This is a genomic window from Geodermatophilus sp. SYSU D00815 (genome assembly GCF_054050035.1).
In genome coordinates this window covers 1-21,622 of record NZ_JBJGYO010000028.1, presented here as the reverse complement: position 1 = coordinate 21,622, position 21,622 = coordinate 1, and the positions used below count along the sequence as shown (strand labels likewise).

The 21,622-nt window shown below is 76.0% G+C and carries 21 protein-coding genes; 11 read left to right on the top strand and 10 right to left on the bottom strand.

Annotation, left to right across the window (positions count from 1 at the left end; all coding sequences use genetic code 11):
- Window positions 1–33 precede the first annotated feature (33 nt).
- On the top strand, window positions 34–1,263 hold the full coding sequence (locus ACI78S_RS21635) for an acyltransferase family protein (RefSeq protein WP_456977037.1): 1,230 nt from the start codon (window positions 34–36) through the stop codon (window positions 1,261–1,263).
- A 58-nt stretch (window positions 1,264–1,321) separates the two neighbouring features.
- On the opposite strand, the gene ACI78S_RS21630 is transcribed toward ACI78S_RS21635, so the two are convergent.
- From ACI78S_RS21630 to ACI78S_RS21615, 4 genes are all read right to left on the bottom strand, one after another.
- Window positions 1,322–1,717: a hypothetical protein gene (locus ACI78S_RS21630; RefSeq protein ID WP_456977036.1), complete on the bottom strand. Its 396-nt coding sequence runs from the start codon at window positions 1,715–1,717 to the stop codon at window positions 1,322–1,324.
- On the bottom strand, window positions 1,714–2,865 hold the full coding sequence (locus tag ACI78S_RS21625; protein ID WP_456977035.1) for an acyl-CoA dehydrogenase family protein: 1,152 nt from the start codon (window positions 2,863–2,865) through the stop codon (window positions 1,714–1,716). Before ACI78S_RS21625 ends, ACI78S_RS21630 begins: the two co-directional genes overlap by 4 nt.
- 7 nt (window positions 2,866–2,872) lie before the next feature.
- Entirely contained in the window at window positions 2,873–4,048 is a 1,176-nt protein-coding gene (locus ACI78S_RS21620; RefSeq protein WP_456977034.1) for an acyl-CoA dehydrogenase family protein, read from the bottom strand.
- A 69-nt stretch (window positions 4,049–4,117) separates the two neighbouring features.
- Window positions 4,118–5,533 (bottom strand): MFS transporter, encoded by a 1,416-nt coding sequence (locus ACI78S_RS21615; protein ID WP_456977033.1) that lies wholly within the window; start codon window positions 5,531–5,533, stop codon window positions 4,118–4,120.
- Between the two features lie 20 nt (window positions 5,534–5,553).
- Here ACI78S_RS21615 and ACI78S_RS21610 point away from each other — a divergent pair, with 20 nt between their 5' ends.
- The 4 genes from ACI78S_RS21610 (at window position 5,554) to ACI78S_RS21595 (ending at window position 9,427) form a co-directional block, all read left to right on the top strand.
- The gene (locus tag ACI78S_RS21610) at window positions 5,554–6,231 is read left to right on the top strand and encodes an SDR family NAD(P)-dependent oxidoreductase (protein WP_456977032.1); all 678 of its coding nucleotides are present in this window, start codon (window positions 5,554–5,556) and stop codon (window positions 6,229–6,231) included.
- Between the two features lie 32 nt (window positions 6,232–6,263).
- Complete coding sequence (locus ACI78S_RS21605) at window positions 6,264–7,436, top strand: CaiB/BaiF CoA transferase family protein (RefSeq protein ID WP_456977031.1); 1,173 nt, start codon at window positions 6,264–6,266, stop codon at window positions 7,434–7,436.
- Window positions 7,433–8,197 (top strand): crotonase/enoyl-CoA hydratase family protein, encoded by a 765-nt coding sequence (locus ACI78S_RS21600; protein WP_456977030.1) that lies wholly within the window; start codon window positions 7,433–7,435, stop codon window positions 8,195–8,197. The genes ACI78S_RS21605 and ACI78S_RS21600 overlap by 4 nt, the downstream gene beginning before the upstream one ends.
- 87 nt (window positions 8,198–8,284) lie before the next feature.
- Complete coding sequence (locus tag ACI78S_RS21595; protein WP_456977029.1) at window positions 8,285–9,427, top strand: thiolase family protein; 1,143 nt, start codon at window positions 8,285–8,287, stop codon at window positions 9,425–9,427.
- Between the two features lie 60 nt (window positions 9,428–9,487).
- Here the strand turns inward: ACI78S_RS21595 and ACI78S_RS21590 are convergent, their stop codons facing one another.
- The 3 genes from ACI78S_RS21590 to ACI78S_RS21580 all read right to left on the bottom strand — a co-directional run bounded on the left by ACI78S_RS21590 (window position 9,488) and on the right by ACI78S_RS21580 (window position 10,873).
- Window positions 9,488–10,105, bottom strand: a complete 618-nt coding sequence (locus ACI78S_RS21590; protein WP_456977028.1) for a dihydrofolate reductase family protein — start codon at window positions 10,103–10,105, stop codon at window positions 9,488–9,490.
- A 45-nt stretch (window positions 10,106–10,150) separates the two neighbouring features.
- Complete coding sequence (locus ACI78S_RS21585; protein ID WP_456977027.1) at window positions 10,151–10,615, bottom strand: VOC family protein; 465 nt, start codon at window positions 10,613–10,615, stop codon at window positions 10,151–10,153.
- A 120-nt stretch (window positions 10,616–10,735) separates the two neighbouring features.
- Entirely contained in the window at window positions 10,736–10,873 is a 138-nt protein-coding gene (locus ACI78S_RS21580; RefSeq protein WP_456977026.1) for a hypothetical protein, read from the bottom strand.
- A 194-nt stretch (window positions 10,874–11,067) separates the two neighbouring features.
- Here ACI78S_RS21580 and ACI78S_RS21575 point away from each other — a divergent pair, with 194 nt between their 5' ends.
- Genes ACI78S_RS21575 through ACI78S_RS21550 form a run of 6 tightly spaced genes read left to right on the top strand, consistent with a single transcriptional unit; the run spans window position 11,068 to window position 19,501 of the window.
- Complete coding sequence (locus ACI78S_RS21575; RefSeq protein ID WP_456977025.1) at window positions 11,068–12,759, top strand: SpoIIE family protein phosphatase; 1,692 nt, start codon at window positions 11,068–11,070, stop codon at window positions 12,757–12,759.
- Window positions 12,760–12,795: 36 nt separating this feature from the next.
- Window positions 12,796–13,269 carry a DUF1707 SHOCT-like domain-containing protein gene (locus tag ACI78S_RS21570; protein ID WP_456977024.1) on the top strand — a complete coding sequence of 158 codons (474 nt, stop codon included), beginning with the start codon at window positions 12,796–12,798 and terminating at the stop codon, window positions 13,267–13,269.
- Between the two features lie 32 nt (window positions 13,270–13,301).
- Window positions 13,302–14,933, top strand: a complete 1,632-nt coding sequence (locus ACI78S_RS21565) for an acyl-CoA carboxylase subunit beta (protein ID WP_456977023.1) — start codon at window positions 13,302–13,304, stop codon at window positions 14,931–14,933.
- Window positions 14,934–14,991: 58 nt separating this feature from the next.
- Window positions 14,992–16,974: an ATP-binding protein gene (locus tag ACI78S_RS21560; protein WP_456977022.1), complete on the top strand. Its 1,983-nt coding sequence runs from the start codon at window positions 14,992–14,994 to the stop codon at window positions 16,972–16,974.
- Window positions 16,971–17,747, top strand: a complete 777-nt coding sequence (locus tag ACI78S_RS21555) for a TIGR03084 family metal-binding protein (protein WP_456977021.1) — start codon at window positions 16,971–16,973, stop codon at window positions 17,745–17,747. Before ACI78S_RS21560 ends, ACI78S_RS21555 begins: the two co-directional genes overlap by 4 nt.
- Window positions 17,744–19,501 carry an acyclic terpene utilization AtuA family protein gene (locus ACI78S_RS21550; protein ID WP_456977020.1) on the top strand — a complete coding sequence of 586 codons (1,758 nt, stop codon included), beginning with the start codon at window positions 17,744–17,746 and terminating at the stop codon, window positions 19,499–19,501. Before ACI78S_RS21555 ends, ACI78S_RS21550 begins: the two co-directional genes overlap by 4 nt.
- 65 nt (window positions 19,502–19,566) lie before the next feature.
- Here ACI78S_RS21550 and trxA read toward each other — a convergent pair whose 3' ends face one another.
- The 3 genes from trxA to ACI78S_RS21535 are packed head-to-tail and all read right to left on the bottom strand — an operon-like array spanning window position 19,567 to window position 21,504.
- Complete coding sequence (gene trxA, locus ACI78S_RS21545) at window positions 19,567–19,941, bottom strand: thioredoxin (RefSeq protein ID WP_456977019.1); 375 nt, start codon at window positions 19,939–19,941, stop codon at window positions 19,567–19,569.
- 54 nt (window positions 19,942–19,995) lie between these two features.
- The gene (locus tag ACI78S_RS21540; protein WP_456977018.1) at window positions 19,996–20,595 is read right to left on the bottom strand and encodes a Rho termination factor N-terminal domain-containing protein; all 600 of its coding nucleotides are present in this window, start codon (window positions 20,593–20,595) and stop codon (window positions 19,996–19,998) included.
- Window positions 20,596–20,604: 9 nt separating this feature from the next.
- A complete protein-coding gene (locus ACI78S_RS21535; protein WP_456977017.1) occupies window positions 20,605–21,504 on the bottom strand; it encodes a DUF4872 domain-containing protein in 900 nt (299 codons plus the stop codon).
- Window positions 21,505–21,622: the final 118 nt, after the last annotated feature.

Below are 21,622 nucleotides of genomic sequence, written 5' to 3'. Positions count from 1 at the left end.
GCCCGCAGCGCCCGCGCGGCAGGATCGGACGGCGTGACGACGCACCTGCGGCCCGCGTCCGCACGGCCGGCCCGGGCCGACCGGTGGCCGCAGCTCGACCTCGCCCGCGCGGTCGTGGTGGCCGGGCTCATCCCGTTCCACGCCGCGCTCGTCTTCGCCGCCGACGACGACTTCTACGTCAAGGACGACCGCACCACCGACGTCCTCGTGCCGCTCGCCGCGCCGGTGGTGGTCTGGGCCATGCCGCTGCTGTTCCTGATCGCCGGGGTCGGCGCCTGGAGCTCGTGGCGACGGCGGGACGGCGCCGGCTTCGTCCGCCGGCGGTGGACGCGCATCGGCGTCCCCCTGCTGCTGGGCACGGTCCTGCTCGTGCCGCTGCCGGTCTGGCTGCGCCTGCGGACCGACCCGGGCTACACCGAGTCCTACGCCGAGTTCTGGCCGCGCTTCTTCCGCGTGCGGGTCGACTGGTCGGAGTTCCCCTTCCTCCTGCAGCCGGCCGCGGACGGCCGCGGCTTCGAGACCGGGCACCTGTGGTTCCTCGTGCTGCTCCTGCTGTACTCGCTGGCGGCGGTGCCGGTGCTCCGGTTCCTCTCCGGCGACCGGGGCGCGCGGCTCCTCGGCCGGCTGGGGGCCGCGGCGGAGCGCCGGCCCGGGGGAGTCCTGCTGCCGGCCGTCCTCACCGGTGCCGCGTGCGCGCTGATCGGCCTGGACGAGGGGATCGCGGCCTCGAACGAGGTCGTCTACGGGCTGTTCTTCGCCGGGGGAGTGCTGCTCGCCGCCGCTCCCGGGTTGCGGGCCGCGGCCCGGCGCAGCGTGCGCCCCGCGGTGCTCGTGGGGGTCCTCGCCCTGCTCGCCGCGGGCACCCTGTTCCTGCTGCGGCGGGAGGTGCCCGGGGCCGACCCGCTGCTGGACCGCGACCTGGTCTCCGCGGTCGGCCGGGCCTGCTTCGGCGTCGCCGGCTGGTGCGCCACCCTGGCGATCGTCGGCGCGCTGGCCGCGCCGCGGCCCGAACCCGCGGCGCCGGGGTCGCGGGCGGCCGCCTACGCCCGGTCCGCCGTCCTGCCCTGGTACGTGCTGCACCAGCCGGTGGTGGTCGCCGTCGCCTTCGTCGTCGTCGGGACGTCGTGGCCGCCGGTCGTCACGTACCTCGTCATCGTGGCCGTCTCCGCCGCCGGCACGCTGCTCGCCCACGAGCTGCTGCGCCGGGCCGGGCGCGGCCTGGCACGGCTCAGCAGGCGCGAGAAGGCGATCCGTGCACGCTGACGCGGCGTGTGCCGCCGTGTCGCGTGCACGGATCGCCTTCTCGGCGCCGCGGTCGGCCTCAGCCGGGGAGGACCTGCTTCCACTTCGCGCCCGCCGAGCGGCCGGTGCCGATGTCGGCCAGCCCCTGCAGCGCGGAGATGTCGTGCCAGGTGCCGGTGAGCACGCCGAAGACGCCCGCCGCGGTCTGCAGCATCGACGGGTCGGGCTGCGGCATGCCGTTGGGCCGCACGAACGTGATCTTGTACTTCTGGCCGGCGGCGGTGAGCTTCACCCCGCCGCCGAACCAGTGCCACGGCCAGCTCACCTCGCCCACCTCCGCCAGCGGCACGTCGAAGACCGGCGTGTCGCTGACGAAGGTGAGGCGGCCCGCGCCCGCGCCGAGGTAGCCGGGGACGTTGCGCATGCCCCCGATCAGCCAGGCGGGGCTGACCAGGGCCGGCGCCGGTCCGCTCACGGGGTGTACGGGGCGCCGAGCGGGTCGACCGTGGGGTAGGCGTCCACCCCCGCGGCCAGGCGGGCCAGCGCCCAGTCGCCGTCGCCGAGCACGTGGTCGATCGCGGTCAGCCGGCTGGTGTGGTGGCCCACCGAGTACTCGGCGGTCACGCCGATCCCGCCGTGCAGCTGGATCGCCTCCTTGCCGATGTGCCGCGAGGCCCGGCTGGTCTGCAGCCGCGCCCGCTCGGCCGCGGTGACGACGTCGCCGCCGGCGTCGAGCACCAGCGTCGCCCACAGCGCGGTGCTGCGGGCCAGCTCCAGCGACACGTACATGTCCGCGGCCCGGAAGGTCAGCGCCTGGAACTTGTTCAGGGTGACGCCGAACTGCTTGCGCGTCTTCAGGTACTCGGTCGTGGTGGTCAGCGCCGTCGCCATCGCCCCGACGGCCTCGTGCGCGTAGGCGATGCGGGCCTCGGCCAGCGCCCGCTCGACCACCGCCGTCCGGTCGCCGCCGCCGTCGCCGAGCGGCTCGGCCGGGGTGGCCGAGAACTCGACCCTGGCCGCGCGGCCGCCGTCGTGGGTGCGGTAGCCGGTGCGGGTGAGGCCGTCGGCGTCCCCCCGGACGACGAACAGCCGGGTGCCGCCGCCGACGACCGCGCTGACGACCAGGACGTCGGCGCGCGCGCCGTTGAGCACCGGCTCCTTGACGCCGGTCAGCGTCCACGCGCCGCCGTCCTCGGTGGCACCGACCCCGTTGGCCGTGGGCGTCCAGCGGGTGCCGGGCTCGGCGTGCGCGAAGCCGAGGACGAGCGAGCCCTCGGCGAGCCCGCCGATCAGCTCCTCCCGCTGCGCCGCCGTGCCGGCCGCCTGCACCAGGCCGCCGGCGAGCACGACGGCTTCGACGAACGGTTCGGGTGCGAGCACCCGGCCGATCTCCTCGGCCACCACCGCGACCTCGACCGGCCCGGCCCCCATGCCGCCGGACTCCTCGGGGAAGGGCAGGCCCAGCACGCCCATCTCGGCCAGCCGCGACCAGGTCTTCTCGTCGAAGCCGGGGTCCGTCGCGGTGACCCGGCGGCGGTTCTCGCTGTCGCCGTACGCGCGGGCGAGCAGGCCGCTCACCGCCTCGCGGAGGGCGTCCTGCTCGTCGTCGAAGGTGAAGTCCACGGTGAGATCACAACCCCAGGATCGTGCCGGCGATGATGGTGCGCTGAACCTCGTTCGAGCCGCCGTAGATGGAGACCTTGCGGTAGTTCAGGTACTCCGGGGTGGCCACCCGCGCCCACTCGGGGACGTCGGAGCCGCCGTCGGCGTACGACGCGAGCGACAGCGGGCCGGCCAGGTCGACCAGCAGCTCGGTGGCGGCCTGCTGCAGCTCCGAACCGCGCAGCTTGAGCACCGACGACGCCGGGTGCGGCCGGCCGTCGGCCGAGTTCGCCACCACCCGCAGCGCCGTCAGCTCCAGCGCCAGCAGCTCGTTCTCGAGCTCGGCGATGCGCGCGGTGGTGTACGGGTCCTCCGACAGCGGGGTGCCGTTGACCACGATCGACCGCGCGTGCTCCTTGGCGTCGGCCAGCAGTCGCTTGGTGTGGCCCACGCGCGCGATGCCGACCCGCTCGTTGCCGAGCAGGAACTTCGCGATCGTCCAGCCGGCGTTCTCCTCGCCGACGAGGTTCTCGGCCGGCACCCGGACGTCCTCGAAGAAGACCTCGTTGACCTCGTGGGTGCCGTCGAGCAGCTCGATCGGGCGCAGGGTCACCCCGGGGGTGTCCATCGGGAAGACCAGCAGCGAGATGCCGCGCTGCCGCTTCTCGGCCGTCGGGTCGGTGCGCACCAGGCAGAAGATCCAGTCGGCGTGCTGGCCCAGCGTGGTCCAGGTCTTCTGCCCGTTGACGATCCACTCGTCGCCCTCGCGGACGGCGGTGGTGCGCAGCGACGCCAGGTCGGAGCCGGCGTCGGGCTCGGAGAAGCCCTGGCACCACCAGATGTCGAGGTTCGCCGTGGCCGGCAGGAACCGCTCCTTCTGCTCCTGCGTGCCGAAGGCGGCCAGCACCGGGCCGATCATGCTGGTGTTGAAGGCCAGCGGCTCGGGGACGGCGGCCAGCTGCATCTCCTCGCGCCAGATGTGGCGCTGCAGCGGCGTCCAGTCCTTGCCGCCCCACTCCACCGGCCAGTGCGGCACCGCCAGGCCCGCCGCGTTGAGGATCCGCTGGCTCTCGACGTACTGGTCCTTGGTCAGGTGCCGGTGGTGCGCGACGGTGTCGCGGATCGACTGCGGCACCTGGGTGGTGAAGAAGGTGCGCATCTCCTCCCGGAAGGCCTCGTCCTCCGGGGACAGCTGCAACCGCATGGGACCTCTACTCCCTGACGGCGTCCTCGCCGTCGTCGGACGTCAACGTCCCCGACCATCCCACACGAGCTACCGCCCGGTAACCCTGGCGTCCGCGGCGGCGGGGGAGGTGCCGGCCGGACGGCGCAGCAGCGCCGTCGTCAGCACCGCGGTGACCAGCGCGACCGCGCACCCGAGCAGCCCGACGGCGGTGTAGCCGCTGCTCGCGGGGATGTCGCCGCCCTCCGGCGTGGCGACCTCGAGCAGGGTGGCGGTGAGCGCGCTGCCGGTGGCGAAGCCGACGTAGCGCAGCACCTGGTTGAGGCTCATCGCGCTCCCGGTCTCCCCGGCGGGGACGGCGCGGGTGATGAGGCCGGGGAAGGCGGAGAAGGCGCCGCCCACCCCGGTACCGCACACGCCCATGAGGGCGAACAGCTCCCACAGCTGCCCGCGCACGGTGGCGAAGAGCGCGGCCGCGACCGCGATGACGACGGCGCTGCAGGGCAGCACGAGCGCCCCCCGGCCGCGCTCGGCCAGACCCCGGGCGACCCGGCCGCCGAGCATGCTGCCGGCGGAGAACGGCAGCAGGACCAGCCCGGAGAGCACCACCGACGCGCCGAAGCCGTAGCCGGAGCTCACCGGGGTCTGCGCGAGGAACGTGACGCCGGTGATCATGAGGTAGTTGGCGACGCCGACCAGCAGCGCGGCGACGTGCGCGACCGCGGCCGTGCGGCCGCGGGCCAGCCGCAGGTCGACCAGCGGGGCGGGCCGGCGCAGCTCCCAGACCACCCACGCCGCGAGCGCCACCACGGCGACGGCGGCGAGGACGAGCAGCCACGGGGAGCCCCAGCCCTGCGCCTCGCCCTCGCTCAGCACGAGCAGCGCGCCGGCCAGCCCGGCGCCGAGCAGCAGGGCGCCGACGACGTCCAGCGGCGGGGCGTCCCGCGGCGGCGAGGGCGGGAACACGACGGTAGCGACGGCGAGGGCGACGGCGGTGAAGGCGGCGCCGAACCAGAACGCGGCGTGCACCCCGCCGAGCTCGGCGATCAGCCCGGTGAGGGGGTAGCCCAGCCCCAGCCCCGCCGCGGTGGTGAGCGACAGCGCGGCCGCGGCCGACCGCGCCCGCTCGCCGGCGAGCACGTCGCGGGCCGTCGCGATGACCAGCGGGGTCAGGCCCAGGCCGAAGCCCTGCAGACCCCGGCCGGCGACCAGCCAGCCCAGCCCGAGCGGCAGCGCGGCGAGCACCCCGCCGGCGACGACGAGGGCGAGCACGGTGAGGACCACCGGCCGGCGGTGCGGCCCGTCACCGAGCCGGCCGACGACGGGCGTGGCCACGGCGCCGACCAGCAGGGTGACGGTCAGCGTCCACTGCGCGTCGGCGGGGGAGGCGCCGGTGTCGGCGGCGATCGCGGGCACCAGCGGGGCGCCGAGGCTGCTGATCACGGCGACGCAGGTGCCGAGGAAGACCAGCGAGGGGACGAGCGCACGCGGCGCGGGGACGGCCACGCCCTGCCACGCTAACCCGCGTGGACGAGGGACTGGTGGTGGTGACCGGCGCCGCGGGGGCGCTGGGCCGGGCGGTGCTGGCGGAGTTCCGGTCGGCGGGGCGGGAGGTCGTCGCGCTCGACCGGGCCGGGGACGCCCTCGACGAGGTGGGCCGGGCCGACGGCGTGCACCCGGTCGCCGCCGAGCTCGCCGACGCCGGGGCGACGGCGGCGGCGTGGGCCGAGATCGACCGGATCGGCGTGCCCGCCGTGCTCGTGGCGCTCGCCGGCGGCTTCCGCCCGGGCTCCCTGGCCGAGCTCACCGCCGAGACCTGGGCGCAGATGTGGGAGTCGAACGTCTCCTCGCTGCTGTGGTGCGCCCAGCAGGCCGCGGCCCGGATGCCGCGCGGCGGGGCGATCGTGGCCGTCGGCTCGAAGACGGCGGTCACCGGCCGGGCGCCGGTCGCCCACGCCACCAGCAAGGCCGCGGTCGTCCGGATGACCGAGCTGCTGGCCGAGGAGCTGCGGCCGCGGGGCATCCGGGTCAACTGCGTGCTGCCGTCGGTGATCGACACCCCGGCCAACCGCTCGTGGATGTCGCCGGAGCTGGCCGCGCGGGCGGTCGCGCCGGCCGCGGTCGCCCGGGTGATCGCCTTCCTCGCGGGCCCCGACGCCGCCCCGGTGAGCGGGGCGCGCGTGCCCGTCTACGGCGACGCCTAGGTGCGCCCGGCCTGCTTGCTAGCGTGCGGGCCGTGACGCCGCCGTCCGGTCCGCTGGCCGGGATCCGGGTCGTGGAGCTCAGCGGGCTCGGCCCCGGCCCCTACGCCTGCATGCTGCTCGCCGAGCTCGGCGCCGACGTCGTCCGCGTGGACCGGCCGGGCGGGGGGGCGAAGCTGTTCCCGCCGGAGCGCGAGGCGCTGCACCGCAGCCGGCCGTGCGCGGCGGTGGACCTGAAGACCCCCGAGGGCCGCGAGGTCGTGCTGCGCCTGGTGGAGCGGGCCGACGTCCTGGTCGAGGGGCTGCGGCCGGGGGTGACCGAGCGGCTGGGCATCGGGCCCGAGGACTGCGCCGCCCGCAACCCGCGGCTGGTCTACGCCCGCATGACCGGGTGGGGGCAGGAAGGCCCGCTGGCCGCCCGCGCCGGCCACGATATCAACTACCTCGGCCTCACGGGGGCGCTGCACGCGATCGGCCCGCGCGAGAAGCCGGTGCCGCCGCTGAACATCGGGGCCGACTTCGGCGGCGGCTCGATGTTCCTCGTCGTCGGCGTCCTCGCGGCGCTGCTCGAGCGGGCCACCAGCGGGCGGGGGCAGGTGGTCGACGCCGCCATGGTCGACGGCGCGAGCTCGCTGGTGACGATGGTCCACGGGATGCTCGGCGCCGGCCTGTGGCGCGACCGCCGGGAGAGCAACCTGCTCGACGGCGGCGCGCCGTTCTACGACACCTACCGCTGCGCCGACGGCGGGCACATGGCGGTCGGCGCCCTGGAGCCGCAGTTCTACGCGCAGTTCGTCGAGGGCCTGGGCCTCACCGGGAAGCTGCCCGGGACCGGGCAGCACGACGTCGCCGCCTGGCCGGAGCACCGGCGGCTGTTCGCCGAGGCGTTCGCCGCCCGCACCCGCGCGGAGTGGACGGCGGTGTTCGAGGGGACCGACGCCTGCGTCACGCCGGTGCTGGGGCTGACCGAGGCGCCGGCGCACCCGCACCTGGTCGCGCGGGGGACGTTCGTCGACGAGGGGCTGGGGCCGCAGCCGGCGCCGGCGCCCCGGTTCTCGCGCACCCCGGCCGCGGTGCGCGGCGCCCCGCGCTCGCCCGGCCAGGACACCGTGGCGGTGCTCCGCGCCTGGGGCTTCGGGGACGACGAGGTGACGGCGCTGCTGGCCGGCGGCGCGGTGGTGCAGGCCGACAGGGAGGAGCAGCGGTGAGCGACGAGGTGCTGGTCGAGGCGCGCGACGGCGTGCAGGTCATCACGATCAACCGGCCCGCGGCGAGGAACGCGCTCACCGCCGGGGTCGCCGCCGCGGTGGCCGCCGCCGTCGACGAGCTCGACGCCTCCGACTCGCTGCGGGTCGGCGTGCTCACCGGCGCGGGCGGGACCTTCTCGGCCGGCATGGACCTCAAGGCGTTCCTGCGCGGCGAGACCCCGGCGATCGAGGGCCGGGGGCTGTGCGGCATCACCCAGACCCCGCCGCGCAAGCCGCTCATCGGCGCCGTCGAGGGCTGGGCGCTGGCCGGCGGCTTCGAGCTGCTGCTGGCCTGCGACCTCGTCGTCGCCGCCGAGACCGCCCGCTTCGGCGTGCCGGAGGTGAAGCGGTCGCTGGTCGCTGCCGGCGGCGCCGCGCTGCTGCTGACCCGGCGGGTGCCGTACGCGCTGGCGCTGGAGCTGCTGCTCACCGGCGACCCGCTGCCCGCGCCGCGCGCGGCCGCGATCGGTCTGGTCAACCGGCTCACCCCGGAGGGCGGGGCGCTCGACGGCGCGCTGGAGCTGGCCGCCGCGATCGCCGCCAACGGTCCCCTGGCGGTCGCCGCCACCAAGCAGATCGCCCGCGCTTCCGCCGACTGGACGTGGGCCGAGGGCTGGGCGCGGCAGGCCGAGATCGTGGCGCCGGTGTTCGCCAGCGAGGACGCCCGGGAGGGGTCGACCGCGTTCGCCGAGAAGCGCGCGCCCGTGTGGACGGGCCGCTGACCGCGCCGTCGGGCGACGCGCTGTCCTGAGTTCGGGAACTGCACCTACAGTGCGGTGCAGACCACACGCCGTCGAAGGGGACTGGACATGCGGGACGCAGTGATCGTGGAGGCCGTGCGGACGCCGGTCGGCAAGCGCAACGGCGGGCTGTCCGGGGTGCACCCGGCCGACCTCTCCGCGCACGTGCTGGGCGCCCTGGTCGAGCGGGCCGGGGTGGAGCCCGGCGTGGTCGAGGACGTGATCTGGGGCTGCGTGTCGCAGGTGGGCGAGCAGACCTTCGACATCGCCCGCACCGCGGTGCTCACCGCCGGTTGGCCGGAGTCGGTGACCGGGGTGACGGTGGACCGGCAGTGCGGCTCCTCGCAGCAGTCGGTGCACTTCGCCGCGGCCGGGCTGGTCGCCGGGCACTACGAGGTGGTCGTCGCCGGCGGGGTGGAATCGATGAGCCGGGTGCCGATGGGCACGGCGACGTCGGTGGGCGGGTCGCCGCTGCCGGGGGCGTTCCTGGACCGCTACGGCGTGTTCCCCAACCAGGGTGTGGGCGCGGAGATGATCGCCGAGCGCTGGGGCTTCTCCCGCACCCAGCTCGACGAGTACTCGGTGGCCTCGCACGAGAAGGCCGCCGCGGCGCGGGACGAGGGCCGCTTCGACGCCCAGCTCGCCCCGGTGCCCACCGACGCCGGCGTGGTCGGCGCCGACGAGGGCATCCGCGAGTCCAGCGTGGAGAAGCTGGGCACGCTCAAGACGGTGTTCAGGCCCGAGGGTGGGGTGATCACCGCCGGCAACTCCTCGCAGATCTCCGACGGCGCCGCGGCGCTGCTGATGACCACCTCGGAGAAGGCCCGGGAGCTGGGGCTGACCCCGATCGCGCGGGTGCACACCGCGGTGCTGGCCGGCGCCGACCCGGTGATCATGCTGACCGCGCCGATCCCGGCCACCCGGAAGGCGCTGGCCCGCTCGGGGCTGTCGATCGACGAGATCGGGGTGTTCGAGGTCAACGAGGCGTTCGCGCCGGTGCCGCTGGCCTGGCTGGCCGACCTCGGCGCCGATGCCAAGGCGGTCAACCCCAACGGCGGGGCGATCGCGCTGGGCCACCCGCTGGGCGGTTCCGGGGCGCGGCTGATGACCACGCTGGTGCACCACATGCGCGACAACGGCATCCGCTACGGCCTGCAGACCATGTGCGAGGGCGGCGGCCAGGCCAACGCCACCATCCTCGAACTGCTCTGACCGGAGACCGGCCGGCGTGCGCCGCGCACGCCGGCCGATCGCCCCGGCGGCCGCTCGGGCTCACCTCGTCGGCCTGCCGCCCGGCCAGCGCACCACGCGGTGGCGGAGGTAGACGACCCCGGAGCTGAAGGTGCGGGTCTCGACCAGCTCGAGATCCACCCGGCACCCGCGCCGGGGGTGGAAGGGGATGCCACCGCCGACCAGCACCGGGTACACCTTCGCCCGGTACTCGTCGATCAGATCCGACGCGGCCGCCTCGGCGGCGAGGGTCGCGCCGCCGATCGCGATGTCGCCCTCGCCGGGCGCGGCGCGCAACCGCTCGATCTCCTCCGCCAGGCCGCCGGAGGCCAGGCGGGCCGTGCCCTGCACCGTCGACAGCGTCCTGGAGAACACCACCTTGGGCAGCGGCTTCCACAGCCCGGCGAACTCGCGCCGGGTGTCGGCCCCGATCCCGGCCTGCTCGAACAGCTCGTCGAGCGACGGATCCTGGTCGGCGGTCTCCCAGTACAGCATCGACTCGTACAGCCGGCGTCCCAGGACGTGGACCCCGACCTCTCGCAGCTGGTCGGTGGCGAAGGTGAAGAGCTCCTCGTCGGGAGCCGTCCAGTCGAACTCGCCGTCCGGCCCGACGACGTAGCCGTCGAGCGAGACGCCCATCGCGCACGTCACCCTGCGCATCGAGCCGCTCCTCGGTGCTCGGGTCGCCCGTACGACCGCCGGTGGTCAGGCCGGGACACCGGCGTCCGGCACGGGGGACGCCTGGGGGCCCCGCGCCGCCGCCACGGGGTCCATCCACATGACCTGCCAGCCGTGCCCGTCGAGGTCGAAGAAGCTGCGCGAGTACATGAAGCCGTAGTCCTCGGCGTCGTCCGCCTCGGTGCCACCCGCCGCGAGCGCAGCGGCGCTGACCGCGTCGACCTCGTCGCGGGACGACACGCTGAAGCAGTACAGCGCCGAGGTGTGCGTCCTGGGATCGGCGATCGGCAGCTTCGCGAACTCCGCGAACTTCTCCCGGCTGAGCAGCATGACGAAGGCGTGCTCGCCGACGAGCATGCACGCGGCGGTCTCGTCGGTGAACGTCGGGTCGCAGCCGAACCCGAGCTCCGCGAAGAACGCCCTGCTGCGCTCGAGGTCCGCGACGGGCACGTTCACGAACAGCATCCGGCCGGGGTGTGCGGGACTGGTCATGCTGGCTCCACTCGGTGGGTCGACGGCGTACGTCCTGCTGGACCGGCCCACCCGGCGGAACTCATCGGTGGAGCTCGCCCCCGGACCCCGGTCGGCGGCCGCCGGGCCCGCGGCCGGGGCTCAGCGGCGGCGTCGCAGCCTCCGGCCCATCCGGTGCAGCCCGTAGCGGGCGAGCAGCACCAGGGCCGCGGCTCCGGCGACGGCCAGGCCGGCGAGGACGAGCAGTCGGGCGCTGAGCGTGGGCTGTGACGCCGGCATGGTTCCCCTCCCGAGTCACCCTCCAGAGTGCACCTCCCCGGCCGCGCGGGCGGCTCCGGGGCGGGCTGCGCGGGGTGGCGCACCGGTGCCCGCTCGGCACCGGGTCGGCTGCGGCGTCGCCGCAGCCGGCGTGGCGTACGGTTTCCCGCGACATGCCGCGGGAGGGTCCCGCCGGCCGAGCCGGGGAGACGTCGTTGACCGATACCGCCGCCTCCGCGCCGGCCGGTGCGGAGCTGCTGGGCGAGGCGCTGGACGCCGTCCCCGACGGCGTGGCCGTCTTCGACGGCGACTGGGCGATCGTCTACGTCAACGAGGCGGCGGCACGGCTGCTGGGCCGCGGCCGCTCGGACCTCCTCGGGCGCAACATCTGGATCGCGCTGCCCGAGCTCGGCGGCACGATCTTCCACAGCTTCCTGCTGCACGCCCGCACGGTGGGGGAGCGGGTCACCTGGCACGGCTACTACGCGCCCGGGCGCCGCTGGCTGAGCGCGACCGCCGTCCGCAGCGGCGACCGCCTGCACGTGAGCTTCCGCGAGCCGGTCGAGCGCCACCCCGAGGCGGCCGTCCCCGTCGAGAGCCCGGTGGACGCCGACGCCGACGCCGACCGGCTGCGCTTCCTGGCCGAGGTCAGCGAGGCGGTGATCAGCACGCTCGACACCGACGAGACGCTCGACCGGCTGCTCGACCTCGTGGTGCCCCGGCTGTGCGACTGGGCCGTCGCCGCCCTCATCGGCGAGGACCGCCGGCCCACCGAGAGCGCGCGGCGGCACCGCGACCCCGCGCTCGTCGGTGCGCTGGACGCCTACCTGGACCGACCCGAGCAGGGCGGCAACGAGGACACCCCGCTGACCAACGCCTTCCTCGGCGGCGAGCCGATCTCCGTCCACCCCATCCCCGCCGAGCTGATCGAGCCCCAGCTCACCACCGAGCACGTGCGCGAGGCCTGGCGCCGGCTGGACACCGACTCGTTCACGATCGTGCCGCTGCGGGCCCGCGGCGAGACCTTCGGCGGCATCGCGCTCATGAACGGCCGCGCCCGCGGCCCGCACAGCGAGATGGAGATCGCCACCGCCGTCGAGGTCGCCCGCCGGGCCGGGCTGGCGCTGGACAACGCGCGGCTCTACGGCCGCCAGCTCCAGGTGGCCGAGACCCTGCAGCGCAGCCTGCTCACCCCGCCGCCGCAGCCCGACGACCTGGAGATCGCCGTCCGGTACCAGCCGGCGGCGAGCAACATGCACGTCGGCGGCGACTGGTACGACGCCTTCCAGCAGCCCGACGGCGCCACCCTGCTCGTCATCGGCGACGTCGTCGGGCACAACGTGGACGCCGCCGCGGCGATGGGGCAGATCCGCAGCATCGTCCGGGGCATCGCCTACGACCGGCAGGAGCCGCCGGCGCGGGTGCTCGCCCGGGTCGACGAGGCGCTCGACGGCCTGCGGATCGGCACCCTCGCGACCGCGCTCATCGCGCGCATCGAGCAGCCGCCCGGCGACCGGGCCGACGGCGTGCGGACGCTGCGCTGGTCGTCGGCCGGGCACCTGCCGCCGCTGGTGCGTTCCGCCGGCGGGACGGTGCGCACGCTGACCACCACCCCGGAGGCCCTCCTCGGCACCGACACCCCGCAGGAGCGCACCGACCACGTCGTCGACCTGCTGCCCGGGGACACGCTGGTCTTCTACACCGACGGGCTGGTCGAGCAGGGGCGGACGACGATCGACGACGGCCTCGAGCGCCTCGTCCGGGTGCTCGAGGACGCCGGCGAACTGGGCGTGGACGAGCTGTGCGACGCGCTGCTGGACCGGATCGTCGCCCGCCGGTCGGAGGACGACGTGGCGATCGTCGTCGTGCGGTGCCACGCGCAGCGCGGCGTGCCCCCCAGGGACTAGATTCCGGTCCCACACGTTCCGCGCGGGAGGTCGGCGATGGACGAGCAGCGCCCCGACATCCGGATCTCCGACCGCGACCGGCAGGCGGCCGCCGAACGGCTCCGGCTGGCCCTCGGCGAGGGGCGGCTCGACCTCCTCGAGTACGACGACCGGCTGGCCCGTGCCTACGCCGCGGTCACACGGGCCGACCTGGAGCCGCTGTTCGTCGACCTGCCGCCGGCCGGCGAGATGCGCGCGCTGGAGCCCCGGTCGTCGCGGCGGTCCGCGGCCGGCCCGGCCGAGCGCGCCACGCCGTCGATCGCCCGGCTGCCCACCGCGCTCAAGGTGCTGTGGACGATCTGGTTCGCCGTCGTGTCGATCAACCTCACCGTGTGGGTGCTGGTCAGCATCGGCAACGGCGGGCCGGACTACTTCTGGCCGATGTGGCTGCTCGTGCCGGGTGCGGCCCTGTTCGGGGTGTCGGCCGCCGTCGTGGGCATGCGGCGCCCGCCGTCCGGCGGAGCCGCGTGAGCTGCGCCACCCCGGCGGTGTAGACATCGGGGGTGGTCGCATCCCTCCACCCCCGCGTCACCGAGGGCACGGTGCTCCGCTCGGGCCTCGACCCCGGCGCCGAGCAGTACCGCGCCAACCGGGCCGCCTCGCTGGCGCTGCTCGAGCAGCTGGAGGAGCAGCTCGACCTGGCCCGCGCCGGCGGCGGCGAGCGCTACGCCGCCCGGCACCGGGCGCGGGGGAAGCTGCTGGCCCGCGAGCGGGTGGAGCTGCTGCTCGACCGCGACTCGGCGTTCCTCGAGCTCTCGCCGCTGGCCGCCTGGGGCACCGACTTCACCGTCGGCGCCAGCCTGGTCACCGGCATCGGCGTCGTCTCGGGCGTCGAGTGCGTGGTGATCGCGCACGACCCGACCGTCCGCGGCGGCGCGATGAACCCCTGGTCGCTGAAGAAGTCGCTGCGCGCGCTGGAGATCGCCCGGCGCAACCGGCTGCCGGTGGTCAACCTGGTCGAGTCCGGCGGCGCCGACCTGCCCACGCAGTCGGAGATCTTCGTGCCCGGCGGCAAGGTGTTCCACGACCTCACCGAGCTCTCGGCGATGGGGATCCCGACGATCGCGCTGGTGTTCGGCAACTCGACCGCCGGCGGGGCGTACCTGCCGGGCATGTGCGACCACGCCGTCCTGGTCGACGGCGGGGCCAAGGTGTTCCTCGGCGGCCCGCCGCTGGTCAGGATGGCGACCGGCGAGGACGCCGACGAGGAGGAGCTCGGTGGCGCCCGCATGCACGCCCGGGTCTCGGGTCTGGCCGACCACTTCGCCGTCGACGAGCGCGACGCCATCCGCATCGGCCGCCGGATCGTCAGCGAGCTGAACTGGCGCAAGCTCGGCCCCGGCCCGTCCCTGCCGGCCGACGAGCCGGTGCACGACCCCGACGAGCTGCTCGGCATCGCGCCGGCCGACCTGCGGGTGCCGTTCGACCCCCGCGAGGTGCTCGCCCGCGTCGTCGACGGCTCGCGCTTCGGCGAGTACAAGGCCGAGTACGGCACCAGCCTGGTCACCGGCTGGGCGTCGGTGCACGGCTTCCCGGTCGGCGTCCTCGCCAACGCCCGCGGCGTGCTCTTCGGCCCCGAGGCGCAGAAGGCCACCGAGTTCATCCAGCTGGCCAACGCCGCCGACACCCCGCTGCTGTTCCTGCAGAACACCACCGGCTACATGGTCGGCAAGGAGTACGAGCAGCGCGGGATCATCAAGGACGGCGCCAAGATGATCAACGCCGTCACCAACAGCACCGTCCCGCACCTCACGGTGAACCTCGCCGCGAGCTTCGGCGCGGGCAACTACGGCATGAGCGGGCGGGCGTTCGACCCCCGCTTCGTCTTCGCCTGGCCGGGGGCGAAGCTGGCCGTGATGGGCGCCGCGCAGCTGGCCGGGGTGCTCTCCATCGTCGGCCGGGCGGCGGCCGCGGCGGCGGGCAGGGAGTTCGACGAGGCCGCCGACGACGCCCGGCGCCGGGCGGTCGAGGCCCAGATCGAGGCGGAGTCGCACGCCTTCTTCGTCACCGGCCGGCTCTACGACGACGGCCTGCTCGATCCGCGCGACACCCGGACGGCGCTGGGCATCGCCCTGTCGGCCGCCCACTCGGGACCGGTCGAGGGACGCCGCGGCTACGGCGTCTTCCGGATGTGACCGCCGTGCAGACCCACCGACATGGCCATCGTGGTGGACTCGCGGGAGGTGAGCGGCGGTGATCCGGAAGCTGCTCGTCGCCAACCGCGGCGAGATCGCGCTGCGGATCATCCGCACCGCGCGCGAGATGGACATCGCCACGGTGGCCGTCTACTCCGACCCCGACGCCGGCGCGCCGTTCGCCGCCGCCGCCGACGAGGCGGTGCGGCTGCCCGGCGCGACGCCGGCCGAGACCTACCTGCGCGGCGACCTGCTCGTCGCCGCGGCCCGGGCCACCGGGGCCGACGCCGTCCACCCCGGGTACGGGTTCCTGTCGGAGAACGCCGGCTTCGCGCGGGCCTGCGCCGACGCCGGGCTGGTCTTCGTCGGGCCGTCGCCGGAGGCGATCGAGGCGATGGGCTCGAAGACCGCGGCCAAGGAGCGGATGGCCGCCGCCGGCGTCCCCACGTTGCCCGGCGCGGTGATCGGCGCCCGCGGCGAGCTCGACGAGGCCGCCCTCGCCCGCGCCGGCGAGGGGATCGGCTACCCGCTGCTGGTCAAGGCGGCGTTCGGCGGCGGCGGCCGCGGCATGCGGATCGTGCGCGCCGCCGGCGAGCTGGCCCCGGCGGTGGCCGCGGCCCGGCGGGAGGCCGCGTCGGCGTTCGGCGACGGCACGGTGTTCCTCGAACGGTTCGTCGAGCGGCCGCGGCACGTCGAGGTGCAGGTGGTCGGCGACACCCACGGCACCGTCGTCCACCTCTTCGAGCGCGAGTGCTCGATCCAGCGGCGCTACCAGAAGATCGTCGAGGAGGCGCCGTCCCCGGCGGTCACCCCGGAGCTGCGGGCGGAGCTGGGCGCCGCCGCCGTCGCCGCGGCCAAGGCCATCGACTACGTCGGCGCCGGCACCGTCGAGTTCGTGCTCGACCGGGCGGGGCGGTTCTTCTTCCTGGAGGTCAACACCCGGCTGCAGGTCGAGCACCCGGTCACCGAGTGCGTCACCGGGCTGGACCTGGTGCGCGTGCAGCTGCAGGTGGCCGACGGCGAGCCGCTGCCGCCGGAGGTCACCGGCGCGACGCTCACCGGGCACGCGGTCGAGGCGCGCCTCTACGCCGAGGACGTCGCGGCGGGGTTCCTGCCCGCCACGGGCACGGTGCACCGGTTCCGGGTGCCGGCGCTGCCCGGGCTGCGGGTGGACGCCGGCGTGGCCGACGGGTCGGTGGTCGGCGTCCACTACGACCCGATGCTGGCCAAGGTGATCGCGCACGGGCCCACCCGCGAGGCCGCCTGCCGCACCCTGGCCCGCGCGCTGGCCGAGGCGCGGGTGCACGGGGTGACCACCAACCGCGACCTGCTGGTCGGGCTGCTGCGCGAGGGGGAGTTCCGGCGCGGCGAGATCGACACCGGCTACCTCGAGCGGCACGACCCGGCCGGGCTGTCGGCACGGCCCGACGCAGACCGGGCCCTGCGGGTGCACGCCCTCGCGGCCGCGCTGGCGGGCGCCGCCGAGCGCCGGGCCGCCGCGGCGGTGCAGGCCACGCTGCCCGCCGGCTGGCGCAACGTGCCCTCGGCCGACCAGGCCGTGTCCTTCGAGGTCGCCGGCCGGGTGGTCGAGGTCCGCTACCGCGCCGGCCGCGACGGGCTGCGGGCGAGCGTCGACGGCGAGCGGCTGGACGTCGTCGTCGACGCGGCGGCGCCGGAGGCGGTGACCCTGGCGGTCGACGGGGTGCGGCGCACGGTGGAGGTGCACCGGGTCGGCCGCACCTGCTTCGTCGACAGCCCGCTCGGGGCCACGGTGCTCGTGGAGGTCGAGCGCTTTCCCGAGCCGCGGTCCGAGGAGGCCGCCGGCTCCCTGCTCGCCCCGATGCCCGGCACCGTCGTCCGCGTGGAGGTGGCCGAGGGCGAGCCGGTGCGGGCGGGGGCGGTGGTCGTCGTCCTGGAGGCGATGAAGATGGAGCACCCGGTGCGCGCGCCGCACGACGGCGTCGTGACCGCGTTGCCGGCGACGGTGGGCGCCGCCGTCGACACCGGCGCGGTCCTCGCCGTGGTGGGGGAGCAGCCGTGAGCGCGGACATGGCGGTGCTGACCGCCGACCTGGCCGCGGAGTCGGCCGAGCTGTACGAGGTGCTCTCGGTGCTCGCCGAGGCCGACTGGGCGCGGGACACCCCGGCGGCGGGCTGGACCGTCCGCGACCAGGTCACCCACCTCGCGTTCTTCGACGACGCCGCGGTGGAGGCGGCCACCGACCCGGGGCGGTTCGCGGCACGGGAGCTCGTCGACGACGACCCCGACCGGGTGGCCGAGCGCCACCGCGGGCTCACCGGCGCCGAGGCGTTCGCCTGGCTGCAGCGCGCCCGCCGCGCCTACCTCGAGGTCTTCGCCGCCCTGGACCCGGGCACGAAGCTGCCCTGGTACGGCCCGCCGATGAGCGCCGCGTCGTCGGTGACCGCCCGGCTCATGGAGACCTGGGCGCACGGGCAGGACGTGTTCGACGCCCTCGGCCTGACCCGCCGGCCGACCGCGCGGCTGCGGCACGTGGCCCACCTCGGGGTGCGCACGCTGGGCTGGAGCTTCGCCGTCCGCGGGCTGCCGGTGCCCGACGCGCCGGTGCGGGTGGAGCTGACCGGCCCGGACGGCGGGGTGTGGACCTGGGGTCCGGCCGACGCGGCCGACCGCGTCACCGGCCCGGCGGAGGACTTCTGCCTGCTGGTCGTGCAGCGCCGGCACCGCGCGGGGACCGCGCTGGTCGCCACGGGGCCGGTCGCCGACCGGTGGCTGGACGTCGCGCAGGCCTTCGCCGGGCCGCCGGGACCGGGCCGCGCGCAGGTGCCGGCATGAGGCCCCCGGTGCGCATCGCGAACTGCTCGGGCTTCTACGGCGACCGCTTCTCCGCCGCGCGCGAGATGGTCGAGGGCGGCCCGATCGACGTGCTCACCGGCGACTACCTGGCCGAGCTGACCATGCTCATCCTCTGGAAGGCCCGCCGGAAGGACCCCGGCGCGGGGTACGCCCGCACCTTCCTCGCCCAGCTGGAGGAGGTGCTGGGCACCTGCGCCGACCGGGGCGTCAAGGTCGTGACGAACGCGGGCGGGCTGAACCCGCTCGGGCTCGCCGAGCGCGTGCGCGAGCTCGCCGCCCGGCTGGGCGTGCCGGTGCGGGTGGCCGCGGTCACCGGCGACGACCTGCTCGACCGGCTGCCCGACCTGCAGGCCGGCGGCGTCGACCTCGCCCACCTCGACACCGGCGCCGAGCCGGCCGACTCGGGGCTGCGCCCCCTCACCGCCAACGCCTACCTGGGCGGGTGGGGGATCGCCGAGGCGCTGGCCGCCGACGCCGACGTCGTCGTCTGCCCGCGGGTCACCGACGCCTCGCTCGTGGTGGGCCCGGCCGCCTGGTGGCACGGGTGGGGGCGCAGCGACTGGGACGCGCTGGCCGGCGCGGTGGCCGCCGGGCACGTCGTCGAGTGCGGGCCGCAGGCCACCGGCGGCAACTACGCCTTCCTCGACGAGGTCCGCGACCGGCGCGCACCCGGGTTCCCGATCGCCGAGGTCGCCGCCGACGGCTCCAGCGTGATCACCAAGCACCCGGGCACCGGCGGCGTGGTGTCGGTGGGCACGGTCACCGCGCAGCTGCTCTACGAGATCGCCGAGCCGGCCTACGCCAACCCCGACGTCGTCGCGCACTTCGACACGATCGCGCTCACGCAGGAGGGGCCCGACCGGGTGCGGCTGTCCGGCACCCGGGGGAGCCCGCCGCCGGACACGCTCAAGGTGGCGCTCAACGCCCTGGGCGGCTACCGGAACACGATGACGCTGGTGCTCACCGGCCTCGACGTCGAGGAGAAGGCGGCCTGGGCCGAGCAGCTGCTGTTCGACCAGCTCGGCGGGCGCGAGGCGTTCGCCGAGACCGACGTGCGGCTGCTGCGCTACGACGTCCCGGACGCGCCCACCAACGAGCAGGCCACCGCGCACCTGCGCATCACGGTCAAGGACGCCGACGCGGAGAAGGTGGGGCGCCGGTTCTCCGACGCCGCCGTCGGGCTGGCGCTGGGCGGCTACGCCGGCTTCCACGCCACCAGCCCGCCGACGCCGGAGAGCGCCTACGGCGTGTACTGGCCGTCGCTGGTGCCCGCCGACGTCGTCGAGCACGTCGTCCACCTGCCGGACGGGACGACGCGGACGGTGCCGCACCCGCCCCCGGGCGCGCTGCCGCCGCCGGTCGAGGCGCCCCCGCCGCTCCCGCCGGCGGGGGAGACCGTGCGGGTGCCGCTCGGCCGGGTCGCCGGGGCGCGGTCGGGGGACAAGGGCGGAAACGCCAACGTCGGGTTCTGGGCGCGCGACGACGACGGCTACGCCTGGCTGGCCGCCGAGATCACCCCGGGGCGGATCAGGGAGCTGCTGACCGAGGCGGCCGAGCTGGAGGTGCGGGTCTTCCGGCTGCCGAACCTGCGCGCGGTCAACGTCGTGGTGGTGGGCCTGCTCGGCGAGGGCGTCGCGTCGAGCACCCGCCCCGACGCGCAGGCGAAGGGCCTGGGGGAGTACCTGCGCTCGCGGCTGGTCGACGTGCCGGTGTCGCTGCTCGGCCCCGCCTGAGCGGGCTTCCGGTACAGAAAGCCCCACCGCGACCGGGCTTCCGGTACCGAAGGCCCCACGGCGGGTCAGGCGGGGCGGGCGGCCTCCTGCTCGGCGAGCTGTGCGCGCACCGCGTCCATGTCGAGGCTGCGCACGCCGGCGATCAGCTGCTCGAGCGCGGGGGCGGGGAGTGCGCCGGCCTGGTTGAAGACCAGGATGCCGTCGCGGAAGGCCATGAGCGTGGGGATCGACCGGATGCCGGCGGCCGCGGAGAGCGCCTGCTCGGCCTCGGTGTCGACCTTGGCGAAGACGACGTCGGGGTGCTGCTCGGAGGCGGCCTCGAAGACGGGGGAGAACGCACGGCACGGCCCGCACCACGCGGCCCAGAAGTCGACGAGGACGATGCCGTTGCCGGTGACCGTCGACTCGAAGTCGGCGGCGGTGAGTGCGCTGGTGCTCATGCGGGGTGCAACCGCGGGCGGCCTCGGGAAAGTCCCGGGCCGCCCGCGGTCGGCTCACCCGTCCTCGCGGTCCGGGCTCTCCAGGCGGAAGAACGTGCTCCGGTTCCCGTCCTTGCGCTCCTCCTGGTAGATGAAGTTGAGCGAGCGGGCGTCGAAGGTGGCGAACCACTCGTCCCAGCTGACCTGCCGCAGCTCCTCGGAGTCGCCGCCGAAGTCGATCCGCAGCACCCCGAGGTGGTCGCCGTGCTCGGTGCCGGGCACCGTGGCCGGCACCCCGTCGCGCTCCTCGGCCCACTGCCGGATCACCTCGTGGCTCGTGGTGACCAGGCTGCGGCCGGCTCGCTCGGGGTCCTCGTCGGGCGAGGTGATGTTCTGCGAGTACTGGATCGACTTCGACGTCTGGTCGCCGGTGCGCACGCGACCGCCGTCCGGACCGGCGTCACCCGGCGACCCGGCGCCTCCACCTCCGCCGCCGCCGCTGCTGCCGGCGCCCTCACGGGCGGCGGACGACAGCGCGCCGACGAGCTCCTCCTTCTTCATGCCGGAGGTGCCCTCGACGCCCTCCTGCCGGGCGCGCTCGCGCAGCTCGTCGACCTTCATGTCCCGCAGCTCGGTCTCGCTCAGACCGGGGGTGTTCGGCGTCTCGTTGACCATGGCCGCTCCCTACCCGGCGTCCCGGCCGCCGTACCGCGCGGCCACGGCGCCCAGGCGCCGCACGGCCGCCGTCTCGGCCTCGTGGATCACGGCCAGGTGCTCGCTCATCGCCGCCAGGACGGCGGCCACCCGCTCCGGCGCCAGCGGCGGCTGGTCGGCGTGCTCGGCCCGCAACCGCCACAGCTCCTCGGCGGCCGCGGCCCGCTCGCCGGCCCCCGCGTCGCCCTCGGCCACCGCGCCGGTGACGGCGGCGGTCAGCTCCCGCAGCCGGGCGATGGCCGGCACGTCGGCGGGCAGCGCGGCCTCGGCGAGGGCGTGCCAGCGCTCGGCGATCTCCCGCCACCGCCGCGCCTCGGCGGCGAGGGCCGGCTCGTCGAGCAGCGCCGCGGCCTCGTCGAGCCCGTCGGCGAACAGGCCGCGCAGGTGGCCGCCGTCCATCCCGGCCGGCTCGACCGCCTCCCACACGCTGGCCAGGGCCCGCAGCAGGCCGCGGCGGTCGGCGAACACCGTCGGCCAGCCCTTCGCCGCCCGGGCGTCGACGAGCAGCCGCGACCACTTGCGCCAGGCCGGCAGCGCGAACGACGTCGACGTCCCGCCGAGCTGGTCGACGGTGGCGGCCAGCCCCTCCCGCACCGCGGACCGGAGCCGGTCGGCCGGGACGACGGTGTCGTGGGACCGGACGACGAGCATCGCGTTCCGGTAGCTGCCCACGCGGGCGCGGGCCCGGTCGAAGGCGGCCACCGGCACGGTCAGCGGGGCCAGCGTGCGGTCGTCGACGTGCACCCGCCCGTCGGAGAGGGCGTAGGCGACGACCGGGTGGCCGCCGTGCCCGTCGAGGAACGGCGGCAGGTTCCAGTAGCCGACGTGGAAGCGGTCGGGCCAGACGATCGCCGGGTCGCCGGCGGCCACGGTCCCGGCCAGCGCCCGCGCCGGGGGGGGGGGGGGGGGGGGGGGGGGGGGGGGCGGGGCCCGGCCCGCGCGGGGCCCCCCCCGGGCGCCGACCCGGGGCCCGCTCAGGCCCCATAAG